The organism is Paenibacillus sp. FSL R5-0490 (assembly GCF_001956215.1).
Classification (GTDB): Bacteria; Bacillota; Bacilli; order Bacillales; family Cytobacillaceae; genus Cytobacillus.
On sequence record NZ_MRTQ01000002.1, the window covers coordinates 1 to 25,428 of the forward strand.

At 40.2% G+C, this 25,428-nt stretch carries 24 protein-coding genes; 14 read left to right on the forward strand and 10 right to left on the reverse strand.

The window, feature by feature from the left end:
* Positions 1–133: 133 nt before the first annotated feature.
* Positions 134–1,219 carry an AI-2E family transporter gene (locus tag BK139_RS01850; protein ID WP_076256243.1) on the reverse strand — a complete coding sequence of 362 codons (1,086 nt, stop codon included), beginning with the start codon at positions 1,217–1,219 and terminating at the stop codon, positions 134–136.
* A 136-nt stretch (positions 1,220–1,355) separates the two neighbouring features.
* Between BK139_RS01850 and BK139_RS01855 the strand changes: the two genes are divergently transcribed.
* Positions 1,356–2,390: a mechanosensitive ion channel family protein gene (locus tag BK139_RS01855; RefSeq protein WP_076256245.1), complete on the forward strand. Its 1,035-nt coding sequence runs from the start codon at positions 1,356–1,358 to the stop codon at positions 2,388–2,390.
* A gap of 70 nt (positions 2,391–2,460) precedes the next feature.
* Here BK139_RS01855 and BK139_RS01860 read toward each other — a convergent pair whose 3' ends face one another.
* Together BK139_RS01860 and BK139_RS01865 are read right to left on the reverse strand one after the other, a co-directional pair.
* The gene (locus BK139_RS01860; RefSeq protein ID WP_076256247.1) at positions 2,461–2,646 is read right to left on the reverse strand and encodes a hypothetical protein; all 186 of its coding nucleotides are present in this window, start codon (positions 2,644–2,646) and stop codon (positions 2,461–2,463) included.
* A 434-nt stretch (positions 2,647–3,080) separates the two neighbouring features.
* Entirely contained in the window at positions 3,081–3,515 is a 435-nt protein-coding gene (locus tag BK139_RS01865) for a hypothetical protein (RefSeq protein WP_076256615.1), read from the reverse strand.
* Positions 3,516–3,673: 158 nt separating this feature from the next.
* On the opposite strand from BK139_RS01865, the gene BK139_RS01870 reads away from it, so the two are divergent.
* On the forward strand, positions 3,674–5,965 hold the full coding sequence (locus tag BK139_RS01870) for an ATP-dependent DNA helicase (RefSeq protein ID WP_076256249.1): 2,292 nt from the start codon (positions 3,674–3,676) through the stop codon (positions 5,963–5,965).
* A 34-nt stretch (positions 5,966–5,999) separates the two neighbouring features.
* Here BK139_RS01870 and BK139_RS01875 read toward each other — a convergent pair whose 3' ends face one another.
* A complete protein-coding gene (locus BK139_RS01875) occupies positions 6,000–6,626 on the reverse strand; it encodes a YczE/YyaS/YitT family protein (protein WP_076256250.1) in 627 nt (208 codons plus the stop codon).
* A 327-nt stretch (positions 6,627–6,953) separates the two neighbouring features.
* On the opposite strand from BK139_RS01875, the gene ltaS reads away from it, so the two are divergent.
* The 3 genes from ltaS to BK139_RS01890 all read left to right on the forward strand — a co-directional run bounded on the left by ltaS (position 6,954) and on the right by BK139_RS01890 (position 10,162).
* On the forward strand, positions 6,954–8,921 hold the full coding sequence (gene ltaS, locus BK139_RS01880; protein ID WP_076256252.1) for a lipoteichoic acid synthase: 1,968 nt from the start codon (positions 6,954–6,956) through the stop codon (positions 8,919–8,921).
* 130 nt (positions 8,922–9,051) lie between these two features.
* Entirely contained in the window at positions 9,052–9,381 is a 330-nt protein-coding gene (locus tag BK139_RS01885; protein ID WP_076256618.1) for a four-helix bundle copper-binding protein, read from the forward strand.
* A gap of 181 nt (positions 9,382–9,562) precedes the next feature.
* Positions 9,563–10,162 (forward strand): YdhK family protein, encoded by a 600-nt coding sequence (locus tag BK139_RS01890; RefSeq protein WP_076256253.1) that lies wholly within the window; start codon positions 9,563–9,565, stop codon positions 10,160–10,162.
* 40 nt (positions 10,163–10,202) lie between these two features.
* Here BK139_RS01890 and BK139_RS01895 read toward each other — a convergent pair whose 3' ends face one another.
* Genes BK139_RS01895 through BK139_RS01905 form a run of 3 tightly spaced genes read right to left on the reverse strand, consistent with a single transcriptional unit; the run spans position 10,203 to position 12,817 of the window.
* On the reverse strand, positions 10,203–10,763 hold the full coding sequence (locus BK139_RS01895; RefSeq protein WP_076256255.1) for a TVP38/TMEM64 family protein: 561 nt from the start codon (positions 10,761–10,763) through the stop codon (positions 10,203–10,205).
* A 3-nt stretch (positions 10,764–10,766) separates the two neighbouring features.
* The gene (locus BK139_RS01900) at positions 10,767–11,444 is read right to left on the reverse strand and encodes a response regulator transcription factor (RefSeq protein WP_076256257.1); all 678 of its coding nucleotides are present in this window, start codon (positions 11,442–11,444) and stop codon (positions 10,767–10,769) included.
* Positions 11,441–12,817 (reverse strand): HAMP domain-containing sensor histidine kinase, encoded by a 1,377-nt coding sequence (locus tag BK139_RS01905; protein ID WP_076256258.1) that lies wholly within the window; start codon positions 12,815–12,817, stop codon positions 11,441–11,443. Before BK139_RS01905 ends, BK139_RS01900 begins: the two co-directional genes overlap by 4 nt.
* A 161-nt stretch (positions 12,818–12,978) precedes the next feature.
* On the opposite strand from BK139_RS01905, the gene BK139_RS01910 reads away from it, so the two are divergent.
* The 5 genes from BK139_RS01910 (at position 12,979) to BK139_RS01930 (ending at position 16,937) form a co-directional block, all read left to right on the forward strand.
* Positions 12,979–13,212 carry a group-specific protein gene (locus BK139_RS01910; RefSeq protein ID WP_076256260.1) on the forward strand — a complete coding sequence of 78 codons (234 nt, stop codon included), beginning with the start codon at positions 12,979–12,981 and terminating at the stop codon, positions 13,210–13,212.
* 163 nt (positions 13,213–13,375) lie between these two features.
* Entirely contained in the window at positions 13,376–14,059 is a 684-nt protein-coding gene (locus BK139_RS01915; protein ID WP_286147791.1) for a helix-turn-helix transcriptional regulator, read from the forward strand.
* A gap of 78 nt (positions 14,060–14,137) precedes the next feature.
* Entirely contained in the window at positions 14,138–14,800 is a 663-nt protein-coding gene (gene sdaAB, locus BK139_RS01920) for an L-serine ammonia-lyase, iron-sulfur-dependent subunit beta (RefSeq protein WP_076256264.1), read from the forward strand.
* A gap of 31 nt (positions 14,801–14,831) precedes the next feature.
* Complete coding sequence (sdaAA, locus tag BK139_RS01925) at positions 14,832–15,710, forward strand: L-serine ammonia-lyase, iron-sulfur-dependent, subunit alpha (RefSeq protein ID WP_048010158.1); 879 nt, start codon at positions 14,832–14,834, stop codon at positions 15,708–15,710.
* A 114-nt stretch (positions 15,711–15,824) separates the two neighbouring features.
* Positions 15,825–16,937 (forward strand): thermonuclease family protein, encoded by a 1,113-nt coding sequence (locus tag BK139_RS01930; RefSeq protein WP_139325589.1) that lies wholly within the window; start codon positions 15,825–15,827, stop codon positions 16,935–16,937.
* An 85-nt stretch (positions 16,938–17,022) separates the two neighbouring features.
* Here the strand turns inward: BK139_RS01930 and BK139_RS01935 are convergent, their stop codons facing one another.
* Positions 17,023–17,253 (reverse strand): hypothetical protein, encoded by a 231-nt coding sequence (locus BK139_RS01935; RefSeq protein WP_286147686.1) that lies wholly within the window; start codon positions 17,251–17,253, stop codon positions 17,023–17,025.
* 176 nt (positions 17,254–17,429) lie between these two features.
* Between BK139_RS01935 and BK139_RS01940 the strand changes: the two genes are divergently transcribed.
* The 3 genes from BK139_RS01940 to BK139_RS01950 all read left to right on the forward strand — a co-directional run bounded on the left by BK139_RS01940 (position 17,430) and on the right by BK139_RS01950 (position 19,843).
* Entirely contained in the window at positions 17,430–18,380 is a 951-nt protein-coding gene (locus BK139_RS01940; RefSeq protein WP_286147688.1) for a Gfo/Idh/MocA family protein, read from the forward strand.
* Positions 18,381–18,570: 190 nt separating this feature from the next.
* The gene (locus tag BK139_RS01945) at positions 18,571–19,290 is read left to right on the forward strand and encodes a YebC/PmpR family DNA-binding transcriptional regulator (RefSeq protein ID WP_048010155.1); all 720 of its coding nucleotides are present in this window, start codon (positions 18,571–18,573) and stop codon (positions 19,288–19,290) included.
* A gap of 361 nt (positions 19,291–19,651) precedes the next feature.
* A complete protein-coding gene (locus BK139_RS01950; RefSeq protein ID WP_035332513.1) occupies positions 19,652–19,843 on the forward strand; it encodes a hypothetical protein in 192 nt (63 codons plus the stop codon).
* A gap of 51 nt (positions 19,844–19,894) precedes the next feature.
* On the opposite strand, the gene BK139_RS01955 is transcribed toward BK139_RS01950, so the two are convergent.
* Positions 19,895–20,494: a class D sortase gene (locus tag BK139_RS01955; RefSeq protein ID WP_076256268.1), complete on the reverse strand. Its 600-nt coding sequence runs from the start codon at positions 20,492–20,494 to the stop codon at positions 19,895–19,897.
* Positions 20,491–21,675, reverse strand: coding sequence for a processed acidic surface protein (locus BK139_RS01960; protein ID WP_076256270.1), 1,185 nt, complete (start codon positions 21,673–21,675; stop codon positions 20,491–20,493). The genes BK139_RS01955 and BK139_RS01960 overlap by 4 nt, the downstream gene beginning before the upstream one ends.
* A gap of 353 nt (positions 21,676–22,028) precedes the next feature.
* On the opposite strand from BK139_RS01960, the gene BK139_RS01965 reads away from it, so the two are divergent.
* Positions 22,029–25,424 carry a hypothetical protein gene (locus tag BK139_RS01965; protein WP_286147693.1) on the forward strand — a complete coding sequence of 1,132 codons (3,396 nt, stop codon included), beginning with the start codon at positions 22,029–22,031 and terminating at the stop codon, positions 25,422–25,424.
* The last annotated feature ends 4 nt before the right edge of the window (positions 25,425–25,428 follow it).

Genomic DNA, 25,428 nt, shown 5'->3' on the forward strand with positions numbered 1-25,428 from the left:
CCCGCAGGAAAGCGAAGCGCCTGGAACGGAAATCAACAGCCTCGATTACACGCTAAATAAAAAAACTGCAGACAAGCTCGTTTTTCATCGAGTTTGTCTACAGTCTGAACTGCCTTAACGGCAGTCCATTTATTTATATTTCTTCGGATAGGAGGCTTTTCCTTGTTCTTAATCGGTAAAACCTTCTGAAGTCTTTTACGAGAACCTTTATGACAGAATAAAAAGGTATAGCAATCAGGATTCCGATAAAACCATAAATCGATCCTGCAGCCATTAAGATAATAATGACTGTAAGCGGATGGAGATTAAGTCTTTTGCCCATCACATGAGGTGAGACGAGATTGCTTTCAAGAAGCTGAACTGAAATCAGTACCATTATAATTTTCAATACCATTCCCGGTCCCTGCAATAACCCGATGAATATTGCAGGAATGATTCCGAGTACAGGACCGAGAAAAGGAACAACAGTCAGGAACATCGCAAACACAGCTAGTATCAATGCGTATTCCAATCCGATAATCTTATACCCGGCATACATTAACACGCCATCGACGACTGCCACAATAAACTGGCCGGTTACATAGGAAAATAAGGTCTTGTCTATATCCCCCAAAATCCGCTGGCCTTCTTCCTCGTGTTTGTCAGGAAGGTATTTTAAAAGAAAAGGCCTGAGCTTGTGGTCATCCTTAAGGAAGTAGAAAAGGATAAAAGGTACAACAACGATGACAGTGACAATACTTGTAATGGTAGAAAAAACTTTCATTACGTTTTCTCCTGCCCCTGATAAAAGTGTTTCCAGGAAGTTCAGTACTTTATTTTTTACACGGTCATAGGAGAAGGTGCCCATATTATTTTCCTCAACCACTTTCTCCGTTTCATCCGATAAGTCTTCCATCTTAGCAGGCAGATTTTCGCTGATTTCTGCTATCTGGCTGCCAATTGTTGTGCCGAGCAGATTAAAACCTAAATATCCTAAACCCAGGACCGCAGCAAAAATAAGCAGAATGCTCGCTGTTTTTGGCACAGCCCTTGAAACCAGCCTGACGAGGGGTCTTAGTATATAGTAAAAAATGCCGGCAATTAATACAGGGAAGAAAATAGTTGCAATTAGAGCACGGATCGGCCATAAAAAATAATCAATTTTCCCAAGGAGAAAAATGATGATTAACACAAAAATGGTGCCTGCTGCATATTTAAAAAAAGGTTTATTGATCCACATGCATATACCCCAACCCTTATATATGTATTTACTACTCACTGTTCCTTTTTTTAAACAGTATTAAACACCGGTTTAAGAATCTATGTAAGAGGAATAGTTTAAGAATGAACTATATTACAGGTGAGGGAAGCTGCCGATGCTATTTTTTAAGAATGTAACCTTGCAGGAAGTACTGCTGTTTTTATTGTTTGCAGGATTGATACTCGCTGCCAAATGGACAGTTAACTTACTGGTGAATAAGAGGAGGGGCAAGTCGATTCAGAATGACCGGATCATGCAGGGTGTTTCTTCACTCGTGAACTGGGCTGCTTTTTATGGAATCATCATTCTTTTCCTTTATTATTTTTCAAAGGAGAAATGGCTTTTTTATACCTTGTTTACAGCAGGAGAGGTAGATGTAACGCTATATTTAATAATTGTAGCGTTCTTGACAGTCTCGCTCGCAAACCGGATCGTAAAAGTATTCACCAAATATGTATTAACATCTGTTTATGAATTCTATGGAGTTGACCGCGGGCTCGGTTATTCATTCAACAGAATGATCTATTATACCGTCATGGTTGCAGCGCTCGCCATCAGCCTGACAACGGTTGGGCTGGATTTAACAGCGGCGGCTGCCATACTGGGTGTTCTCGGTATTGGGATAGGTTTCGGGATGCGAAATATTGCCGGTAACTTTATTTCAGGCATTATCATCCTCTTCGAACGGCCGATTGAAATTGGGGAAGTAATTGAGATAAACAACAAAATCGGTAAAATAGAAAGCATCCGTCTCAGATCCACTATCATCCGTACGGCTAAAGAGGGAACCCTGATTGTGCCAAATCAATACTTTATAGAACAGATCATCAAGAACCGGACGGGCTCAGAAATGCTTGCCCAGGTTCAAATCAGCGTAGTGTACGGCACTGATACTGAGAAAGTAGAAAAGCTTCTGAGAGAGGCAGTGGACTTGGAAGTGCCGAAAACAAAAGGAGTTTTAATGGAACCTGCGCCTGATATCCGTTTTGTTGATTTTCGCAGCAAAGCCATGGACTTTCTGATAGAGGTCCCTGTTGCAAACTTTGAAGCCAAGCAGAAATTTGAAAGCCGGCTAAGGCATGTAATTGCAGAGAGTTTTTATTTGAACGGAATTGAACTTGCCTCAGCACAGCTGCTGCCCGGTGAGTGACAATACATGTTAAGCAGTAGAAATAACGAAAACACCAGCTGCTAAGGGCTGGTGTTTTCCAACGTGAAATCTATTTTCCCAACAGAGCTTTCACTCCAAGATAAAGAATGGCAAGACCAAAGATGATCATAGCCAGACTGCCGACAATGGTGAAAAAGCTGGCAATACCTGAAGTAATAACTGCAGAAACAGGTACCATTGTCATGCCGTAGCCAGCAAGCATACATGCAAGATATAATAATGCCAATTGATACATTATAGATCCCTCCCTTCCATACTAACGTATGAAAATGAAGGAATCTTGCTTGGTCTAATATCCCGAATCTTCCGAATAACGCAAAAACAGTTCTTTGGAATTATTTATCGCAGTCTAACGGGCAGTAATACCCCACTTCAGGACTCAGAGGAATCAAAGGAGGATAGGCGGAGGTCAAACTGCCCGTAAAGGGCCGAAAACGAACAAAGACTAAGAACGCCACGTCCTCCCAAAAGCTGCCGATTTCGGTCGTGCGATGTATCGCTGCCGTAGATTTCCTTGTCCTGTGGCAACATCTTTGTGACCCAGTTCCTCCCAAAAGCTGTCGCATTTGGTCGTGCGATGCTCATGCTGACGAAGCCTTCCTTGTCCTGTGGGCCTCAACTAACAATCAGTGGGGGATTAGGAAAACCCCCACTGATTGAAGTTTCACTTTATTGATTCTGATTTGCTTCCTGTACAGCTATGATTTTTAGAGCAGTTAATTCTTCATCCGATAATCTTTCAGTTAAAAGACTGTATAATTCATTTTGTTCTTCAGCAGTCAGTCCGCCTTTTACTTTTGAGACACTCTGCTTGATTTCATCAATCGAAAAGCTTTCTGAAATCTTCTTTACCGCTTCTTCTTTTGTCTTGATCGGCAATGATGTCTTTTGAAGATCTGCAGCTTTTAAATCATCCATACTGTTTCCAAGCAGAGCCTCTACGTTTGGATCATTGGCAAGCATCGCAAGATCATCCTCAGATATGCTGCCGGCAACTTCTGTCATTACTTTATTTGATATCAAATTCATTGAAGCAAAATAAATGAGAAAACCCAGTAGAATAAAAGACCCTCCAGTGATAGTCCAAAAAATAATTTTTTTCAACTTTATGGGCTGCTCTGAGAAACGAACAGTTCCGTTCACACTCCTCCCATTTCCTTCTTCTTAAATTGTAAATGGTTATTTCCTTCTTTTGCAAATCTTTCTTATCTGCAGAACGTATGTGCTATAATGGAGTGATAGTAAACTAAGGGGCCGTTTCAATGGATAAAAAGATAAAAATTTCTGTAAGATCGCTTGTTGAATATGTATATAAGAGCGGCAGCATTGAAACAGGCTTCCGTTCTGCAGTGCCGCTTTTAGAAGGAACAAGAATTCATCAGAGAATTCAAAAACTGTATGGCGAAGAAGATCAAAAAGAAGTGTATCTGCAAACAGCATTAACCGTCAATAATCTCGACTTTCAGATCGAAGGAAGATGTGACGGGCTTATCATCAATAATAGCGAACGGATTATTGATGAAATTAAGTCTGTATCTATCCCACTATCTGAAATTGATCAATTTGCATATCCTGTCCATTGGGCTCAGGCTAAATGCTATGCTTTCATGTATGCGAAAGACCATAATATTTCAAAAATAACAATTCAATTAACTTATGTACATGCTAAAACTGATGAAGTGAAAAGATTTCAGCACAGTTATTCTTTTTGTGAACTGGAAGAATTCATAGTGCATCTTCTTGAATCCTATTCTCCTTACGCAGAATTAAGGGTTCGGCATCAAAAGGATTTAATAAAAGGTCTTCAGGAACTGACTTTTCCTTTTCCAGCTTATCGAAATGGCCAAAGGAAACTTGCAGGGGCAGTGTACAAAACAATTGCTGAAGGGAAAAACTTATTTGCCAACGCACCTACAGGCATCGGCAAATCCATTTCCACCCTTTTTCCAGCATTAAAAGCCATTGGGGAAGGACATATTCAGAGGATCATCTATGCCACAGCTAAAACCATTACCCGTCAGGCTGCAGAAGGGGCCATTAACCTAATGCGGGAAAATGGATTGAATCTTAAATCAGTCACAATCACGGCCAAGGACAAAATTTGCTTTAAGGAAGAAACTAATTGCCATAAAGACAGCTGTGAGTTTGCCAATGGGTATTACGACAGGATTAATAATGCATTACTTGACCTCCTGACAAATGAGAACTTGATAACCAGAACGACAATTGAAAAATATGCGATGAAGCATAAAGTCTGCCCTTTTGAATTTTCATTGGATGCTGCATATGCAGCTGACACCATTATTGGTGATTATAATTATATTTTCGATCCGAAGGTCTCACTGAAGCGATTGCTGGAAGAGGAGAAAAAGAAAACTTCGCTCCTGATCGATGAAGCACATAATCTAGTGGACCGCGGAAGGGAAATGTATTCAAGCACGCTTGAGAAATCATCTTTTCTTCAATTGAGCAGAAGCTTTAAAGGGAAGGATGAAAGGATTCAAAAAAGTGCAAAACAGGTTAATGGAATTTTTATTGCATTAAAAAAGAATTGTGGTGAAAATCAGGAAATCGCAGAAAAGGATCCCCCTGAAGAACTTTTTGAAGTTCTTGAGGAATTTGTTCAATATGCCGAAGACTATCTGGGACAAAACAGGAACAATACGGATGAGGAATTGCTGGAAGTATTTTTTGCTGCCCAGAACTTCGTAAGAATAGGTAAACTGTATGATGAAAGGTTTGTAACGTATATTCAAAAGCAGAGAAATGATCTGAATATCAAGCTATTTTGCCTCGATCCATCTAATCTTCTGTACAAGGCCAGAAAAGGATATAAGTCAGCTATCTTTTTTTCAGCTACCTTAATGCCACTTAATTATTATTTGGACATGCTTGGCTTTCAAGAAGAAGATTTTATTTTATCTGTTCCTTCCCCTTTCTCAAAAGATCAGGCTAAGGTATACATACAGCCGCTTTCCACTAGATATCGCGACCGGGAAGAGTCTATTGGACCGATCGTCAGTACTATTAAGAGCATGTTAAAGGAACAGAAGGGGAATTACTTGATCTTCTTTCCATCCTACCAATATATGGAGGATGTCTATTGTCGGTTACTCGATGAGGAACTGCCGGTACATACAATCATTCAAAGGACTGGAATGGATGAAGGGGAAAGGGAGAAGTTTCTGGATGCATTTCAGTCAAATCCTTCTGGAACTCTGTTGGGATTCGCCGTCCTGGGCGGGATATTTTCAGAGGGAATTGATTTGCAGGGAGATAGGCTGAACGGTGTATTCGTGGTGGGGGTAGGGCTTCCACAGTTAGGGTTTGAACGCAACATTATGAAAGCTTATTTTAATCAGCAAGGAAAAGACGGCTATGATTATGCCTATACTTATCCTGGTATGAACAAGGTTCTGCAGGCAGGGGGCAGATTGATCCGCTCTGAGGACGATACAGGAATGATTGTTTTAATGGATGACAGGTATGTGCAGGCAAAATATCAGGCTCTGCTGCCAGTGGAATGGAAGGATTTTAAAGTATTAAGAAGTTAAAAACATCCTGCTCTTTGAGCAGGATGTAATCGTATTATTTAGTAATGACAGGACCTTTCGGGTCCTGCATTTTTCCGAGCGCTCTTTCGAAAACCGGGTAAAAGAATTGTACTACAAGTCCAAGTGTCAATGTTACCACGATTGTGCCTACTCCGATTGCACCTCTGAATAAAAACGCAAGCAGCAAAGCAAAGCTCTCGCTGATGATCCTTGAATTCCTTAAGTTTAATCCGAATCTGGTGTGAATGGCTACCATTAATGTATCCATAGGGCTTGCCGGAAATTTAGCCTGAAGATAGATGGCAACTCCCATTCCCATCGAAAGAATTCCGACGAATAATATGATCGATTGCATTGCCAATGTCTGCGGCGAAAGGTCACCAAAAATGATGAGAAGCCAAAAGTCAATCAGTGCGCCAATAATCAAAATGGAAATGGCTGCAAGGACTTCAGGCTTTTTTTTCATTAGAAAGGCATTTATAAAAATAAGCACGATTCCATTTATAAAAACAAAGGTGCCAACTGTTAAGTTAAACATTTGCGATTCACCAACAGCCAGGGCATCCCATGCAGAAGCTCCGAGGTTTGACCTGATAATCAGGGCTACACCCATTGTCAGGATCAGCATCCCAATAACAAAAAATAATAGACGTTCTTTCATGAAGACTCTCCAATCCAACTATGTTTAATTTTAGCTTGGCCCTTTTGAACATCAATACTCCTTCAGCATTGAAATTATGAAGGGAAAATTCATTTTACCATTAAAATATATTGGGCAACAGGTTATTTTATTAAAAATTGTTGGTTTTTGCGGTAAAAAGGCGAAAGATATTAAGGCGAAATCCATTTTCATTGAATTGGAATTGTGCTATATTATTTTACATTCGTTCACCATTTATTAATGCTGCTGCTACAAAATTTTTACATAACAAAAACTTAGCCGCTGCTAAGTTCGCATGTGTACAATTTAAGAGGTGAAACCACACTAATGAGAAAGTTATTCAAATCGCCTGACAAATTAGCTAAAAGCAGCCTTGCTGTATTCTTTCTGACTGTTATCCTTTTTTGGCTAAAAACATATGGAGCCTATCGCATTGAATTTAACTTAGGGATTAATAATGACATACAGCGATTTCTGTTGTTTTTGAATCCGTTAAGTTCTACACTGGTATTCCTGGGGTTGGCTTTGTTTTTCAAAGGGAAATGGCAATCCGGCATGCTTATTGGCTTGAACTTCTTCTTATCCTTCCTGCTTTATGCAAATGTCGTTTATTACCGATTCTTTAACGATTTTATTACTGTTCCTGTTCTCATGCAGGCAAAAGTAAATGGAGGGCAGCTGGGAGATAGCGCTCTGTCGTTAATGACTCCTTGGGATATCTTTTATTTTACAGATACACTGCTGCTTCTTTTTCTGGCAGTCAGGAAGTGGTACAATCCGGGAAAGAAAATCACCCGTAAACCAGCTTTGGCTGTTATGGCAGCAGGGATCATTGTATTCTTCATTAATCTTGGAATGGCCGAGAATGACCGCCCTGAACTGCTTACACGTTCTTTTGACCGCAATTATTTGGTGAAATACCTGGGAGCATACAATTTCACGATTTATGATATAGTGCAGAATGCGAAGTCTGCCAGCCAGAGAGCTCTTGCGGATACGAACGATGTGACTGAAGTGGAGAACTATGTTAAAGCAAAATATGCACCACCAAACCCTGAATACTTCGGAAAAGCCAAGGGCATGAATGTTATTTATGTATCCATGGAATCACTGCAGACTTTTATTATAGACTACAAGCTGAATGGAAAAGAAGTTACCCCATTCCTGAACTCACTTGCACATAGCGGCAAGACATTTTACTTTGATAATATAGTCAACCAAACCGGACAGGGAAAGACTTCCGATGCCGAGTTCATGATGGATACATCGCTATATCCCATGTCACAGGGAGCCGTTTATGTAACAAAAGCGCAAAATACATTCCATGGCACACCTGCTATTTTAAAGCCACATGGCTATACTTCAGCAACTTTCCATGGAAACTACAAGACATTCTGGAATCGTAACGAAATGTATAAAACCATGGGCTATGATAAATTTTTTGATGCAGAGTACTACGATATGAACAATGAAAACACGAAAAACTATGGCTTGAAGGATAAGCCGTTTTTCAAGGAATCCATGCCATTGCTGACCAGTCTGCCACAGCCCTTTTACACAAAGTTCATCACGCTTTCAAATCACTTTCCCTTTAAAATGGATGAGTGGGATACTGACTTTCCTGCAGGAGAAACAGATAATGATGTGGTGAATCACTATTTCCAGTCTGCGAATTATATGGACCAGGCACTAGAGCAATTCTTTATCGATTTAAAGGATTCCGGATTGTATGATCATACCGTAGTTGTTCTGTATGGGGATCATTACGGAATTTCCGAAAATCATAATGAGGCAATGGCTAAGGTGATCGGAAAAGAAATTACGCCATTCGAATATGCCAAGCTTCAAAGGGTGCCAGTGTTCATACATGTACCTGGAGTGGAAGGCGGCATTGTCCACAACGTCGGCGGACAGGTAGATGTGCGTCCAACATTACTTCACCTGCTGGGCATTGATACAAAAAATCATCTTGAAATGGGATCAGATTTGTTATCGGCAAAACACCGTGAAGTTGTCCCATTCCGAAACGGCAACTTTATTTCACCGGAATATACCCAAATTGAAGAAACCTGCTATTTTACTGATACTGGAGAAATAGCTGAAGCTAATGCATGTAAGCCATTTTCCGATCAGGCGAAAAAAGAGCTTGAAATGTCAGACAACATTGTTTACAAGGACCTGCTTCGTTTTTATAAGCCGGAAGGATTTGTTCCAATCAACCGGAATGATTATTCATATATTAAGAAAGAGGTCCCATTTAAAGAGGAAAGAAATGGGCCTGGTGTACAGAAGTAAGATTCAGGAGCGGAGAGATTACTCTCTGCTCTTTTTTTTAACCCTTAAATATATGCAGAAAGTATGGAGTTTACTGAGAAAATGCAAGGGTAGAATATCATTGAAAAGATATAAAGAAAGGGTGATAAGGATGTACAGCCAATCTTTTGAAGAATGCATCCAAGCTTGTTTAGAGTGTATGAAAGCCTGTAATGTGTGCTATGATGCATGCTTGGAAGAAGAGAATGTTAAAATGATGGCAGAATGTATTCGCCTGGACAGGGAGTGTGCTGATATCTGTGCCTTTGCTGCTAAGGCAATGCAGTCTGAGAGCCCCTTTGTCAAGCAAATTTGCAATCTATGTGCAGATATATGCGATGCGTGCGGAAATGAGTGCAAAAAACACGATCACGATCATTGCCAGCTCTGTGCAGAAGCATGCTTTAAGTGTGCAGAAGAATGCCGTAAAATGGCTGCTTAAATTAGCAGACAAAACAGACATCCAGCAGGGTGTCTGTTTTCATCCTGGATTATTGCAATATTGTACATATTTTCCATCTGCCAGGGCAGTATTAATTAAAATAGACATTTGTATACCTGTTTCATAATTTCTGCACAATTTATTGCCATACTAACTTCATGAAGAAAAGGAGGAATTGAATATGTTATCAAGAAAAAAATTCGCCATTTGGTTTGTTTCTCTGGCTGCCGCGCTAACTCTAACTGCCTGCGGCGGAAATGACGGGGATAATGGACAGGAAAGTGCCAGCAAAGAAGAGAGCACAACGAATAATGAAAGCAGCGGCCATTCAGGAGACCATTCAGGCATGGATCATTCCAGCTCCGGAGAAGTTCCTGAAGGAATAAAGGAAGCTGAAAACCCTAAATATGAAGTTGGAAGCAAAGCCTTTATTACAGAAGGACATATGGAGGGGATGGAGGGAGCAGAAGCAACTATTACAGGTGCATATAATACAATCGTATATACGGTCTCTTATACACCAACCACTGGCGGAAAAAAAGTTAAAAATCATAAATGGGTAGTTCATGAGGAGATTGCTGATGCAGGGGAGGAACCATTTAAAGAAGGCGACGAGGTAACATTAAATGCAAGCCACATGAAGGGGATGGAAGGAGCAGCTGCCGAAATCGATTCTGTGAAGGAAACAACTGTCTATATGGTTGACTTTACTACAGCTGACGGGCAGGAAGTAAAAAATCACATGTGGGTAACAGAAAACGAGTTTTCTCCTGCTGAATAATATAGAAAGTTAAGGAGCTTATCTGCAGAAGATAAGCTCTTTAACTTAATTTATAATTTTTATATAAATAGTAAATTAAAAAGAAGAACGCAACTAAGAGAAAAATGGCTATTTGCAGCTCCCTTTCAAATTTTAGTATATGTGAAACAGCAAAGGCTTCCATGAACAGTGCAGGTACTTTACCGATCGTGCTGGCAATGCCGAAGGGCAGAAGCCTCATTTTGCTGTATGCAGCTGCCAGTGTGACTGCACCTGATGGGACAAAAGGCAAGACCCTCAGCAAAACAACCATGAAAAACGCATCTGGACCTTCCGCACTCTGAAGCTTAGAAAAAAATTGGTTATTCTTAAGCTGAGGAAAAGAGGAAGTAAGCTTGGTGATTCCTTTGCGATAAAGTATAAAACTTATAATTGCTCCGGCTGCTTCTCCGATGATCAAAAGGACTAGACCCGCTTTTAAATCAAAAGCGGCAACTGTTCCAGCCGTAATAAAGGCACTTGGGAGGAATCCAGTTATTGCTGCAGCAATGTTCATGAATATACTAAATAAAGCCGCCAATATCGGTTCATCTGAAAGCGATTCGATGATATCAGAAAACATCTATTAATCCTTTCCGGCCCATTTATAGCCTAAACCCCAGACAGTCGTCAGATACTCATCTGCAGGAAACCCGGCTTTCCTTAATTTTTCACGTAAATTTCTTACATGCGAATCAATGGTGCGATCTTCGATTGACACTCCATAACCCCAAACAGAGCCTATTAAATGCTCACGTGAAAATACTCTGTTCAAGTTTGAGAGGAAAAGGCTTAACATTGAAAACTCTTTTGGAGTTAACAGAATTTCCTTATTTTTATAGGAAAGCTCAAAAGAATCTTCTTTAAGTTCCAGCCCTTTAAAGGTTTTGGTTTTTCCATCTTTTTTGCTTCTTCTTAAAACCGCTTCAATCCTTGCAGATAATTCCTCTTCATCGAACGGCTTCAAAATATAATCATCTGCTCCAATGTTCAATCCTTTTACAATGTCCGGCTTTTCGCTTTTGGCAGTAAGCATGATGATAGGAATATCCCAATATTTTTTTATTTCCTTGCATACACTCCATCCATCCATTTCAGGCATCATGACATCTAAAAGGACCAGATCTGCAGAATGGGTTTCCAAGTAAAGCAAGGCATCTGAACCTGAAGTCAATTTTATGCAATTGTAGCCGCGCGGCGCTAAGTATAGAGAAATTAGATCAAGCATTCTAGTTTCATCGTCAACCAAAAGTATTGTTTTCATCTTTCCGTTTCTCCCTTAAAAACAATTTCAAATTCTGTTCCTTCACCTTCTCTGCTGAAGACAGAAATAGTCCCTCCATGGGCATGGACAAGTTCTTTCACAATGGCGAGTCCAAGACCTGTACCCCCAAGAGCTCTTGCACGTGATTTATCCACCCGGTAAAAACGATTAAAGATAAAGGGCAGTTCCTCTTCAGAGATTCCTCTTCCGGAATCATTTATTCTGATGATGACATGTTTTTTAGTCCTGCTTACCTCTACTGTTGTTTTATCTCCAGCTGAGGAATATTTAATCGCGTTATCCAGAAGATTAAATATGATTTGCTCCAGCCTTGATCCATCCGCCGAAAGGATGATTGATTCACGGCAGCTGACAGATAGCTGCATGCCTTTTTCAGCGAAAGCCGGAGAAAATTTTGTTTCAATTTTATTCATTAATTTCTTCAAGTCTATTGGTTTTTTTATAATATCAAAGGTATTTTTATCAATCTTTGCCAAATCGAAAAGATTTTTAACCATATCTGAAAGCCGGTTGGTTTCCTCCAGGATAATCGATAAATACTGATTTCTCTCTTCCGGGCTCAGGTTCCGCTTCTGAACTATATCCGCATACCCCTTTATATAAGTAAGAGGAGTGCGAAGTTCGTGGGAAATACTGGATAAAAATTCACTGCGTTCTTCTCTGAGATAATTCAGGTCGCCCGCCAATAACTGGATGGACCGTGCTAAATCCCCAAGTTCATCGTCACCGGTTTTAGGAAGGGAAACTGAAAAATCACCGCTGCTTATTTGTGAGGTGGCTTCCTTCATTTTAATCAGCGGTTTCGCCAGAGCCTTTGATAAAAAGATAATGATCGTAATGGTAAAAATGACGGCAATGAACCCGGCTATTAGAAATTGTTCATTTAAGCGTGAGATTAACGACTGAATCCAGGCTGTATCTTGAAACATATATACATAGCCAATCAGCACACCATCCTGTTCAATCGGGCTGACAGTTGAAATATAATCTTCTTCTTTCCAATTGTCACCAATGGTTTTGCCCTCCCTATCAGAAGATGTAGCCGGCTTTTCTATGTACCTTTGGATCAAACTGCTATCAACAGAAGAACCAAGGATTTCCTTGGTTGAATTTGTAATAACTACATCTGTAGTGGCTTCAGATTCCATCAGAGCTACATGGGAAATCGTATTTTCATCAAAATGATTTTCGAGTATAGCACGGTGTGAATTGCCGCGTGTCTGCAAGGCTATGAGCTCTTCTTCCACACGTGATTCAACAAGGGTACTATGTAAAAAGAAGAACATAGTTGTTTCTAGGCCAAAAAGGATCAGAAGGAACAGCAGACCGAGCTTCATAGAAAGTTTTTTCAAAGAACTCACTCATTTCAAATCAATTACTTCTATTATAGTCGAAATGTTTGAAGAAACGATGCAGAAGAGGTATATGTTTTAATAGGACTGTAGAAGGTAAAATAGAATAAGGATTAATACTAACGAAAAATAAGTATACAGTCATACAGGAGGTATTTTAAATGAGCGAATGTAAATTGGATCATACTCCGGAAGATGTTCAAAAAAAATTTGAACAGCAGAGAGGTTTTCTCCCGGAAGATATGAACCCGCTGTTTCAGGCATTTTTCCAGCAGGAACATACACAGGATATCTTAAATGAGGTCTTCCATCTGCTGAAAAAATTTGATCTTGCTTCTGAAGAAGAACGAACAGAACGTGTCAGCAGGCTTTACCTTGTACTAAAGAATGTTTAATAAAAAATTGCCGCCTCTGATTTATATGCGGCAATTTTTTATGTGCATTACAATTTTTTTGTAGCTATTAAAATTTTATTTTAACTATATTGTTTTTATGTTATTATGAAATTAAAGAGAAATATAGAGTAGTATAATATTGAAAGCGATTTCATTAAAGGAAGTGACAAAGTTGAAGGAATGCCATAGACCTGTTTTTGATTTGGCGATCCGGACTGCAGATATGCTTGTGCGAATGTTTGGTTCCCGCTGTGAAGTGGCCGTGCACGATTTCAGCGACTTAAAAAAATCGCTTATCCATATAGCAGGAGATATAACCGAAAGAAAGATCGGGTCACCCATCACCGACCTTGTATTGAATGAATTAGCCAAACATAAAAACGATGTAAATGATATTGCGAATTATAAAACACAGTCCAAAAAAGGAAATGTCATGAAATCATCTACGATTTTTCTCCGGGATGATGAAAATAAAGTAATTGGCGCATTATGCCTTAATTATGATATTAGTCTGCTCATGCAATTCGGAGGAGAAATTGAACAATTTATCAGCTTTGATGAACATTCATCTAAATCGGAAACCTTTTTTAATTCCGTTCAGGATGTTATTCACGAGATGGTAGATCAGGTTCTTCAGAGCTTTAAGAAGGCACCTTCATTGATGACGCTTGAAGAAAAAGTTGAATGTGTACGCCAGCTTGAAGATAAAGGGACATTCCTCATTAAAGGGGCAACTGATTATGTCGCATCGGTTCTGGGGGTTTCGAAATTTACCATCTATAATTACCTTCAGAAAATCAGAACAATAAATGAGCTCCAGCCGGAAGCAGCCCTGGAGCATAAATAAGAGTAGTTATTAAAATAGATGCTGTTATCATTACAGCTTTATCCAATTATAGACCTTAACAGTAAAGGGGCATACAAAATGAAATACAGATCAGCATTTGATATTATCGGCCCGGTTATGATCGGTCCTTCAAGCTCTCATACAGCAGGAGCGGCACGCATTGGACGTGTTGCCCGGACTCTTTTTGGAAAACAGCCGTCCAAAGCAGAGATTTCCTTATATGGTTCTTTTGCAAAAACCTATAAAGGACATGGCACGGACGTGGCGATTGTTGGCGGTATCCTTGACTTTGACACCTTTGACGAGCGAATTCCTTCTGCCCTTCAATTAGCTGAAGAAGCTGGGATTGAAGTCATTTTTACAGTTGAAGATACTGTTACAGACCATCCTAATACGGTAAGAGTGAAGCTGACTGATGGTGATCGTGAAATTGAACTTGTAGGAATATCCATTGGCGGCGGAACCATTGAAATAACTGAACTGAATTCCTTTGAACTTAAATTATCCGGGGAGCATCCTGCCATTTTAGTTGTTCATAACGATCAGTTTGGTGTTATCTCCGCTGTAACGAATATTTTATCCAAGCACCAGATCAATATTGGGCATATGGAAGTTTCGCGCAAGGAAAAAGGAAAAATGGCCATCATGGTTATTGAAGTGGATCAGAAGATCGACCAGGATGTGATGACGGAGCTTGAAGGGCTTCCAAATGTAACGCAAATAATCAGAATGGTTGACTAATAGTTAGCTGGTCATCAGGAGGGAAAGTCTAATGTTATTTAGAAATGTTGCTGAGCTTGTAGAGCTCGCTGAAAATAAAGGTGTAAAAATAGCTGAAATTATGATTCAGCAGGAGATAGAAGTAACGGGATTAACACGTGATGAAATTATTGCCAAAATGGACCGCAACTTGACTGTCATGGAACAGGCAGTTGAGAGGGGACTGAAAGGGGTAACATCTGTTACAGGACTTACAGGCGGCGATGCAGTTCTTCTGCAAAAATACATTCAGAGCGGAAAGGCTTTATCAGGAAATATTTTATTGGATGCTGTCAGCAAAGCAGTCGCAACCAATGAAGTTAATGCAGCAATGGGTATAATCTGTGCCACACCGACAGCAGGTTCAGCGGGCGTGGTGCCGGGTACGTTGTTCGCTGTAAAAGAAGTCCTCAAACCCACACGGATGGAAATGATCGAATTCCTGTTTACTTCCGCAGCTTTTGGCTTTGTTGTGGCAAACAATGCCTCCATTTCAGGTGCAGCTGGAGGATGTCAGGCTGAGGTCGGGTCTGCAAGCGGCATGGCGGCAGCTTCCATCGTAGAACTGGCAGGCGGAACACCAAAGCAGGCCGCCGAAGCGATGGCAATTACACTTAAGAATATGCTGGGCCTTGTATGTGATCCAGTTGCCGGACTAGTAGAAGTTCCATGTGTAAAGCGGAATGCCATGGGTGCATCCAATGCCATGACAGCTGCAGATATGGCACTTGCCGGAATTACGAGCAGAATTCCATGTGATGAAGTCATTAACGCAATGTTCCTTATCGGGCAATCTATGCCGTCAGCACTAAGGGAAACAGCTGAGGGAGGACTCGCTGCAACGCCTACCGGCAGAAGACTGCAGGAAGAGATTTTTGGTAAAAAGCAGTAATTTTATTTAATGGCTTATAAACACCAATTCATTTGCGAATTGGTGTTTAAATTTGGAAGGAAAAAAGGTATGCTTATTTTGGATTATTTTTAAAAGGGGAGAGAAAAAAGAGTTTTGAAAGTTATAAGAGGAACTATTATTACTATTGTTATTGTGTTTATGCTTTTAATGAGCATAGCTGCTCCTGCGGCATTTATTGGGTTAGCAATCTTTTTAATTGGTTTATATTTAAATAACCAGCACCGTAAATATAAAATAAATTTTAATAAATCGGGCTGGATTATGGCAGCAGGCTTCATTTTATCCATATTTTTAGCAACTGCAGATTCCGATGCAACCGAAACGGTAAATGAGCCTGAGAAGGAACAAATACAATCAGAAGAGAATGAAGCAGAGAAAAAAACTGAAGACGAAAAGCTTGCCCAAGAGAAGGCTGAAGAAGAGGAAGCAAAAAAGCAAGCTGAGGAGCAAGCTCGGCTAGAAGCAGAACAGGAAGAAAAACAGAAGCAGGAAGAGGCTGAAAAGCAAAAACAGGAACAAAGGCAGGCTGCAGAGAGCTTGGGCCTGGAATTAGTTACCGTTGGCAGAGTAGTAGACGGTGACACAATTGAAACCTCTGATGGCAGAAAAGTCCGCCTGATTGGAGTAAACACTCCAGAATCAACAACAAGAGTAGAAGAATACGGGAAAGAAGCAAGCCAATTTACCACATCTGAGCTGACTGGCAAGAAAGTCTGGGTGCAAAAGGATGTGTCGGACACAGATCGGTATGGCCGCCTCCTGAGAATTATTTGGCTGGACATTCCGGCGGATGATATGGACGAAGATGAAATACGTGAAAAAATGTTCAATGCCCATTTGGTACTGAATGGTTATGCGGAGCCATCCACCTACAATCCGGATGTTAAATATAGTGAATACTTCAGAGAATTTGGCAGGGAAGCAAGAGAAGCCAACAAAGGATTATGGGCTCTCGGAGATGAGGGAACGACAAAAGGGGACCTGGATTCTGCAGCTGCAGCCGGTTCGTCAAGCAGTGCCGCTAATAGCGGGTCGAATGACAGCAGCGGTACAGCCGGCAATTCAACTTCTTCAGAAAGCGGTTCAGAGTCCTACAAAAACTGTACGGAGTTGAGAAAGGTATATCCAAATGGTGTGCCATCTACACACCCTGCATATGATTCAAAGCATGATAGAGATAAAGACAATTATGCTTGTGAACGATAAGAGAAGGGCTGGCTCCGGATGTAGAGCCAGCCTCTTTTAATAGGCTGCAATGTGAAAAAAAATTAAGAGCACTGGCGCCAGTGCTCTATGAGGTTCTTTTATGGTGACCATTCAATTTAATAAGAGAGCCTCTTTTAATCCAATAATGAAAGTTTTCTGCCGGAAAAACTCCTCGGCCATTTGATCTGTCCATCTGAATGACAACGCTGTTCTGGGTCACCTCCAGAATTTTAAGTGTTTGGGAACGGTTAAGGTTTGGCATGAAGGTACTTGTGATTTCAAATTGCATATCCTTATCCAGGTTCAATGGTGGCACCTCCTGATTGTATTATTAAAATTATTATCCCCATACAACGTTTTTCTATCCAATTATTGGCCGGTATATTTTTGAACCATACTCTGAGAACTTGTAAGATAAATTAAACTTTTGAATATTTGCAATTAACGTTATAATTCACTTAGTACATGATTTTTCATAAGAAGGTGAAGTATGTGAGAGAAAAGATTAAAGTTGGATTGATAGGGATGGGTGCCGTAGGGGAAAGAATACTCCGTCAATTTCGGCAGAATGAGGAGTTTGAGATTGCCTCACTTTGCGATCGAAATGCTGAACGACTAGATAAATTTAAAGCTGAGCTGCCGGATACAACAATGCATACCAATTATTTAGACATACTTCAGGATGAAACCATCAAGCTGATCTATTTAGGTGTTCCGCCAAAATTTCATCATACAATTGCAATGGATATTATAAAGAGCGGCAAGCATCTGCTTTGTGAGAAGCCTCTGGCCAATTCCATTGAAGAGGCCAAGGAAATGTGTGAAGGTGCTGTGAATGCCGGGATCATACACGCAATGAATTTTCCCATGGCATACAGTCCAGCTTTTAAATTGTTTAAGGATAAGATACATAATGGTGAGCTGGGTAAGATTAAGAAAGTTGAACTGCACCTGCAGTTTAAGCAATGGCCGCGTGAATGGCAGCAGAACGATTGGATATCAAGCAGGGAACAGGGAGGCTTTATCAGGGAAGTAGCGCCCCATTTTATTCACATGATTCACGATGCATTCGGAGAATTGGACAATGTCCATTCTTTTGTTGAATACCCTGAAGATGAACGATTATGTGAAACAAGCTTTTCGACTTTATTAACGCTGCCAGGCGGTATTCCGGTTGTGTTTAACGGAATATCCGGAATCGGGCAGCAAGAACATCTGTCTTTTAAAGTTTTTGGTGATAAAGGAACTCTGGATATGCAGAACTGGAGTATTCTGGTTCATACTACTATTGAAAATAGCGGAGAAATTATAGAGCTTGGTGAGCCAGAAACCAGTCTTCCTGCAGAACTCCTCAAAGCAATAAGAGGAGATAAAGCCTTATTGGTATCCTTTAAAGAAGGGCACCAGGTGCAAAAGGTTTTAGAAAGAATCCTATTGAGCTGATCAGAGGCATATTCGTGTCTCTTTTTTCATCTGTACTCCTCAGGTGTCTCCTGCAGCTTAGTATGAAACAATGCTCGAAAAAGACCCGTGTTTTAATGTATAATAATCTGGTGAGAGTTCTTCAGGTTAAAGAAGAACCTATTACTATTTAAAAATTTCATAGATCCAAAGTTGAAAGAGAGTGGGACATATGGGCCGTAAATGGAACAATATCAAGGAAAAAAAAGCATCAAAAGACGCAAATACTAGCCGTGTTTATTCCAAGTTTGCACTTGAGATATATGTGGTTGCCAAGCAAGGGGAGCCTGATCCGGAAGCAAACCAGGCCTTGAAATTTGTGCTTGAGCGTGCAAAAACATATAACGTGCCACGAAATATCATTGATCGTGCAATAGAAAAAGCAAAAGGCGGAGCGGAAGAAAACTATGACGAGCTTCGCTACGAAGGATTCGGGCCTAGCGGATCCATGATTATTGTTGATGCATTAACGAATAACGTAAATCGTACAGCTTCCAATGTACGTGCTGCATTCGGAAAAAATGGCGGAAATATGGGTGTGAGCGGATCGGTTTCCTATATGTTCGACTCAACCGCTGTTATCGGCATTGAAGGCAAATCAGAGGAAGAAGTACTGGAGATCCTAATGGAAGCAGACGTAGACGCACGTGATATTCTGGAAGAAGAAGATACGGTAATTGTATATGCTGAGCCCGATCAGTTTCATGCAGTTCAGGAAGCATTCAAGTCAGCAGGCATCAATGAGTTTGCTGTTGCTGAATTAACAATGCTCCCGCAAAATGAAGTCACCCTTGAAGCTGATGCACAGGTGCAATTTGAAAAACTGATTGATGCCCTTGAAGACCTGGAAGATGTCCAGCGTGTATACCATAATGTTGATTTAGGTGAATAATGGAGAAGAGGAGTCCGCTTAATAGCTGGGCTCCTTTTTTATTTAATAAGTTTTCTATAATAATGTTATGTAAACTAGAAATCCATTATCATTTTCACTAAGTGAAATTAAGGTTGTCGAAAAAATGGACCTCTATTAATAATAGTGGCGGTAAGTGCAATTTTATGCTGATATCAGATGATATCTGTCGAATATCATATTGCTAGCGCATGCTATTTTATTGCCTGATATAGATAATGCCATTAACTTTCCACTGAAAGATTATAATTCTGGATATTGGAAAATAACTGAAATAAAAATTTTTGTGTTTTAATCACTGCAGTGATGGGAACAAAAATAGGGAAAGGAGAGTTTTACACACATGAATACGTTTAAGGTTATTTATACTTTTGAAAAAGGCGTTACCGTAACAGAAGAGATTGAAGCAGAAAATAAATCCGAGGTAATCGGGAGCATTAAAGATCTGGAAGGGTATGTTGAACTGACATGTACTGAAGGTCACTATCACCGATTTGATTTCGCTGATGTAAAGTTAGTCACAATCACAGAATAAAAGGAAGGCCGGAATCGGCCTCCCCCCAAGCCCGCCTGATTAGCGGGCTTTTTACTTTCTAACTAGATCCCCAATCAGAATGTACCTCTTTGGTGCATCTCCAATAAAATTAAAAGGGTAGCAGGTGGTTACAGTCAGAGTTGCTCTAGGTTTAGGAACAATAACTGTTCTGTCGTCTGCATCGACAATTCTGATTTTACGCACCTTATAGGTAAATTCCCCGGCAGAAGTCCTCACGACAAGAAGATCGCCTTTTACTACTTCTCCAAGTTTACGAAAGACGGTATCCCGGTGGCCGGACAGGACAGAATTGTCTTCTTCTCCAGGAAGGACGCTGCTTGCATAATGGCCAACGCCTTTTTCCAGCTCATCTTCATTAGTGCCATGAAAGATTGGCAAATCCGCTGATATCTTCGGAATTGACAAGACACCCATTTCTTCGCCCATTTTTGGACGGTCAGTGTAAAGGTTGTGAGGCTCCGTTTTTTGTGCGGCCTTCACTTCTGTTTTTACATTGCTGCTGGGGGAAGCTGTATGGGCTGAAGTCTTTTGGTTATTCATAAGAGGCATAAGATTTGAGACGGCAAGCCAAATCCCCCCAAAAATAAAAGCCAGACCAATAACTTTTATTAACGTAAGTTTTCTTATCACGCCTCTTTCACTTTCCGTCTGAGTAAAATGCCCATCCCTATTAGGAGAAGTCCAATGCCAGCTAAAACTCCTTCAGAATAGTTTCCTGCTGTGTTTGGCAGTTTTCCGCCTTTCACAGTTTTTACATGCTTTGAAACCTGTTTCACTTTATCAGGATCTTGTTTTTTAATTACCGTTTCGGCCTGATTCAAATCGGTCACTGTGTCTTCTATTAGTTCAGAACTGAACATCTCAGCTGTAATAATCATATCTGCCAGGAACTGGCCTTGTGTATTATAAAGCTCTATAAGCAGGTCATAGTCTTTTGTATCTTCTAAAGCAACCATTTCAGCTGTTGTTAAATGAACCTTCTCACCATCTTTCACAAGGTAAAACTCGGCATCAAGCTGGAACAGATTCATCATTTCCTGCATAATGCTGATAAGATCAGCAATTTCTGCTTCTGTTAAGTCATCGGCACTGTCAAACTCGCCAAATGCCATTAACCGGTTTTCAAGATCCATCATTTTATCAAGCAATACTGGATCTTCAAAATCCAAAGTCATAAAATGTGCAAATAATGCTTCAAGTTCTTCATCGGTAAGATCTATATCTCCAAGTATTTGAGTCATTTCGTCTTCACCGGGCATTTCATCGCCGCCCAGATAAATGGAAACCATGATATCAAGATCCTCAATAAATTCATAGTTTTCAAGTGAATCATCGTTTTCCTCAAGGAGAGAAATGAGCTCCTCTTTTGTAAGTCCGTAGTCATTTAATAGCTGCTTTAGAGTTTCGTCGTTAATTTCAGTGCCTGTATAGGTTAAAAAAGAAACAGTTGTATCCAATGCATCAATATATTTGAAAACATCGCGAACATCATCAGCCGCTTCCATTTCCCCATTCTCAACGAGCAGTGCTGTTAATTCCTCCTCATTTTCAAAACCATAGTCAGCCAGCAGCTGCTGAAGGTTTTCTTCAGTAATAGGCTCACCAAGATATTCAATCATTTCTTCGATGGTCTCGAAATCTTCAATACTCATATCCCAAAAGTATTCCAGGTGGTCATTCAGGCCTTCTTCAGACCAATTTGTTTCCTTCAGGAATTCAGCCACTTCCTCATCGCTTGGAGCTGCCAGGCTGACAGCCGGAAACAGGCTCAACAAAAGGATCGATGCTATAACAATACTAAGTCTTTTCAATGGTGGTTCCTCCAAATATGATAATTAATTCTAGAATAATATAATGTAAAAAATATTTTTCGGATAGAATTGTTATTTGGAATGTTATTAGCTATAATATTTGGTTTTTTTGAAGCGGAATTGGATGGATGAAATGCTTGTTCTATCAAGGGGTTTAACAATTGTAGTCTTAGAATCCAGGTCAAACCTGAGAATGAATTTCCTTATTAACCCATTTTTTCCTGTAATTAAATAAAGATTATATACACATTCCTTAAGAAGTAATAAGTGTCAAAACAGGGATTGCTTTATACGTTCAAAATGTGTAATATTACACTAATAGAACCAAACGAATATTATTCTATCTAAAAGAGGTGGATCCCTTGAACCCACAAACAGAAAAATATCATCACGACATATTTCATGCTGAACTCACTAAATTGAAAGAGAAGGACTATATTTCACCAGAACATTATGAAATGACTCTAAAAGCCCATCATCAGTACTATCAGGACCTTGAAGAGCTGAAAAGAGAGCACATTAGGGCTGCAAAAGCTGCAGAAGAAATTAGACAAAAGCCTATTCTGCCAGCAAAAGAAACTGTGAAAAAGAAGTTATCTCAGGAAGAAATCCGTGAAAGGAACATTTCCTGGCTGCTGAATATTGGAGTCATCCTGCTCCTGATCGGTGGACTTTTTGTGGCAACAAGCAACTGGGCGACAATGTCGAATTTCATGAAAAGTGCATCCATTGCAGTGGTTTCCCTTCTTTTCTATGGCTTTGCGTTTATTTCCGGAAAGCTGCTGAAAATTGAAAGAACATCGTTTGCTTTCATTGTTCTTGGGAGTTTATTTTTGCCAATATTCATTTTGTCTGTCGGCTGGTTTGAACTGCTTGGCCCATATCTTTCCTTTTATGGGGAAGGACGCTATATACTCGGAGCGGCTGGAAGTTTATTGATCTTTCCAATATACAGTATATTTGCTAAGAAACTGAGTTCCCGTCTTTTTGTCTGGTTTGCTTTTATTGCCCTGACTGCTTGTGCTGGTTATATCCTGGCAGCATTCAGTCTTGAAAATGACAGTTTCTATCTAGGATTAATGATTTTTAATGCTCTTCTGTCCGCAGCCTTTCATCGCATGAAAAAGCATGCCTATCTTAAATTATTTTCGAAAGAACTGGTTTACTTTGCTCAAATCAATTTAGTGATCTCTACTTTATTGATGCTTGTCTTTTTCAATAGCCATGTTTTTTACAGTGTGAATATCCTGCTGACTGCAGCCGTTTATTTATCAATGGTGTATGTAACAGGCAGGACGGAGTTTCATTTCGTCTTCAGCTTACTGATTGTCTATGGTGCCTATCAGCTGATTGAAAACAGTATGTTAAATGCAGCTGGCCCGGTTTTCTATGCGCTTGCAGGAATTGGTTTTCTGTTTGTTCCTATGGTAATGGATAAGCAATATTCCTGGGAGAAGATTTTCAGACTGACCAGTGCAGCAGTTTCGATACTTGCTTTTCTTTATATTTCAATCGAAGGAATCCTGTTAACGGCCGGGGAACCCTCTGTATCACTGCTGCTGGCTTATACAATACTCGCGGGGCAGTTTATCTATTTGGCAAATATTATGGGAAACAGGCTGTTTGCTTACCTGGCACCTGTATTTTTAGCTTTTTCCCTATTCCAAGCAGTTCTTATGCTGGATAAAGCCATCCCGTTCAACAATCTATCTTTACCTGTTTTCTTCATTGGCTTTGTGCTTATTATCAGTTTCGGGTATCTGCTTAAACATCCGCTAATAAAAGTCGTGGAATCAAGCTCACGCGATGTGGCTGTCAGTATTATGCTGTTTTCGGCTGTGATAGCTTCAGGACTTCTTGATTGGCTTGCTGCAGGCACCATGCTATTAATCTTCAGCTTTGTCCTGTACCTCATGAATAAGGCTGAAAATCGGATTTTTTATACAGAGACGATTCCCTGGGCTATTCCATTGTCAATCGGGTTTGCCTTTATGTTTTATGGTGAACATCTGCGAAGTTATTCAAGCTTTTATCAGAATGAGCTGGGTATGGCCATGAATACCGTAATGGCAAGTATAGCCCTCCTTATCCTTTATGTCATTCTTTCTAAGAAAGGGCACAAAACTCAAGCCAAAAACGTGTTTTTAATTTCGCTGGGATATTATACAATCTCACTGTTTACAGCCGCTGCTTTGACGATCAATGAAGTTTGGATGAGACCAGCAGTTTTTATAGGCGGTATAGCAATGTACCTTGGCCTGTATCAATTCCATAAGCAAACCTGGATACCATTTGCGACAGCATCGATTTCACTTTTTGCTTACTTAATGATTTTGATTGCTTTACCATTTAACTTTACAATTTTTAATTGGGTCCAATTTCCTTTAGGGGCATGGATCCTGATTGGTGCGGCTTTTTATATTTCTAAGAAAGACGTTGTCCTGGCAAGAGGGTTCAGCTGGATTGGCCATATCTTCATGCCTTTTGCCATGATCCTGACATTTTTCCTTTATAGGGAAAACAGTATCTGGCCATTTATAGCCACCCTGGCAGTCTATTGGATCAGTTTCAAGGTTTCTGCTAATGAGTGGAAAGTAAAGATATTCCTCTACAGCTCATTTATAACTTTGTTTATGGTGATCTTGACGGGTATGGAGCAAATTCTGGGGGACAGCTATAGTGAGTATGCCATATTAACAGTCAGCTGTGCTGTATTCTTATTCTGGATGACTGGTAAAACTCAGGATAAACAGAGGAGTGTTTACTTTTTTATACCATGGTCTGTGATTGGGATATTGGCTTTTCTGGCGTCCTATCCCTTTGGAGTTCTCCCCTTTATCGTTTCTATTATCTATACAGCAGGGTTGATCATATATATGCATAGAACCCAGCTTGATATATTAGGTGCTATTCCATTGTTTTTACTGTATGCAGCAGTACTTAAATTCCTATTCATTAACGGTATTGCTCCAGATATGAAAATTGTGATTTCCGCTGGCTTCGGCATGGCTGCGGTTTTCATTGGCAAAATGGTATATGCCAAAATTTTCATGGGCAAAAAAGCGGATAGCTACACAATGATTTCCATGCTATTTTTGCTAACCGCTTATCTTTTTCCAGCGGTTTCCCTATGGGCGGAAGTTCTCCCTGGACTCCTGATCAGTGTATTTTTATTTTTACAGAAGGGCAGAGTGGCATCCAAATACTATAGGCTCCCTGGATTGCTGGCAGGAGCAGTATTACTGGAGCCATATTATAGTGTATTAAGGATTATTGAAATACCGGATCTTTTTATAAGAGAGGCATATGTTCTCCCTTGGATCATCCTGATTATTTTTGTCAGGAAAGTCCTGAAGGGGCAGTACTCAAAGCTGACCAGTAAAATTCAGTGGGGAGTTCTCATAGCAGTATCCTTGCTGCTTGTGCAGGACGGCCTTACAAGTAATACGGTTTATGATGCACTTATAGTCGGTACGCTCTCGCTGACCTCGATGCTGGCCGGCACTTTTTGGAGGATAAAGTCTTATTTCTTTGTAGGTTCCGGGGTTCTGCTCCTGAATGTACTGCTGCAAACCAGACCATATTGGGGGAATCTCCCTTGGTGGGCATACCTTTTAATCGCCGGCTCAATTCTCATTTCTGCAGCAAGCTATAATGAATGGCAGAAACAGAAAACAGCAAAAGGTGAAGAGCCTTTAATTTCTCAATGGAAAAATAACATAGTCAATAAGTTAAAAGAATGGTCCTGAGAAA

Excerpts from the sequence above, each read along its gene's own strand:
- BK139_RS01850 (WP_076256243.1), bottom strand. The coding sequence starts at position 1,219 with ATGTGGATCAATAAACCTTTTTTTAAATATGCAGCAGGCACCATTTTT.
- BK139_RS01855 (WP_076256245.1), top strand. The coding sequence starts at position 1,356 with ATGCTATTTTTTAAGAATGTAACCTTGCAGGAAGTACTGCTGTTTTTA.
- BK139_RS01860 (WP_076256247.1), bottom strand. The coding sequence starts at position 2,646 with ATGTATCAATTGGCATTATTATATCTTGCATGTATGCTTGCTGGCTAC.
- BK139_RS01870 (WP_076256249.1), top strand. The coding sequence starts at position 3,674 with ATGGATAAAAAGATAAAAATTTCTGTAAGATCGCTTGTTGAATATGTA.
- BK139_RS01875 (WP_076256250.1), bottom strand. The coding sequence starts at position 6,626 with ATGAAAGAACGTCTATTATTTTTTGTTATTGGGATGCTGATCCTGACA.
- ltaS (WP_076256252.1), top strand. The coding sequence starts at position 6,954 with ATGAGAAAGTTATTCAAATCGCCTGACAAATTAGCTAAAAGCAGCCTT.
- BK139_RS01885 (WP_076256618.1), top strand. The coding sequence starts at position 9,052 with ATGTACAGCCAATCTTTTGAAGAATGCATCCAAGCTTGTTTAGAGTGT.
- BK139_RS01890 (WP_076256253.1), top strand. The coding sequence starts at position 9,563 with ATGTTATCAAGAAAAAAATTCGCCATTTGGTTTGTTTCTCTGGCTGCC.
- BK139_RS01895 (WP_076256255.1), bottom strand. The coding sequence starts at position 10,763 with ATGTTTTCTGATATCATCGAATCGCTTTCAGATGAACCGATATTGGCG.
- BK139_RS01900 (WP_076256257.1), bottom strand. The coding sequence starts at position 11,444 with ATGAAAACAATACTTTTGGTTGACGATGAAACTAGAATGCTTGATCTA.
- BK139_RS01910 (WP_076256260.1), top strand. The coding sequence starts at position 12,979 with ATGAGCGAATGTAAATTGGATCATACTCCGGAAGATGTTCAAAAAAAA.
- sdaAB (WP_076256264.1), top strand. The coding sequence starts at position 14,138 with ATGAAATACAGATCAGCATTTGATATTATCGGCCCGGTTATGATCGGT.
- sdaAA (WP_048010158.1), top strand. The coding sequence starts at position 14,832 with ATGTTATTTAGAAATGTTGCTGAGCTTGTAGAGCTCGCTGAAAATAAA.
- BK139_RS01945 (WP_048010155.1), top strand. The coding sequence starts at position 18,571 with ATGGGCCGTAAATGGAACAATATCAAGGAAAAAAAAGCATCAAAAGAC.
- BK139_RS01950 (WP_035332513.1), top strand. The coding sequence starts at position 19,652 with ATGAATACGTTTAAGGTTATTTATACTTTTGAAAAAGGCGTTACCGTA.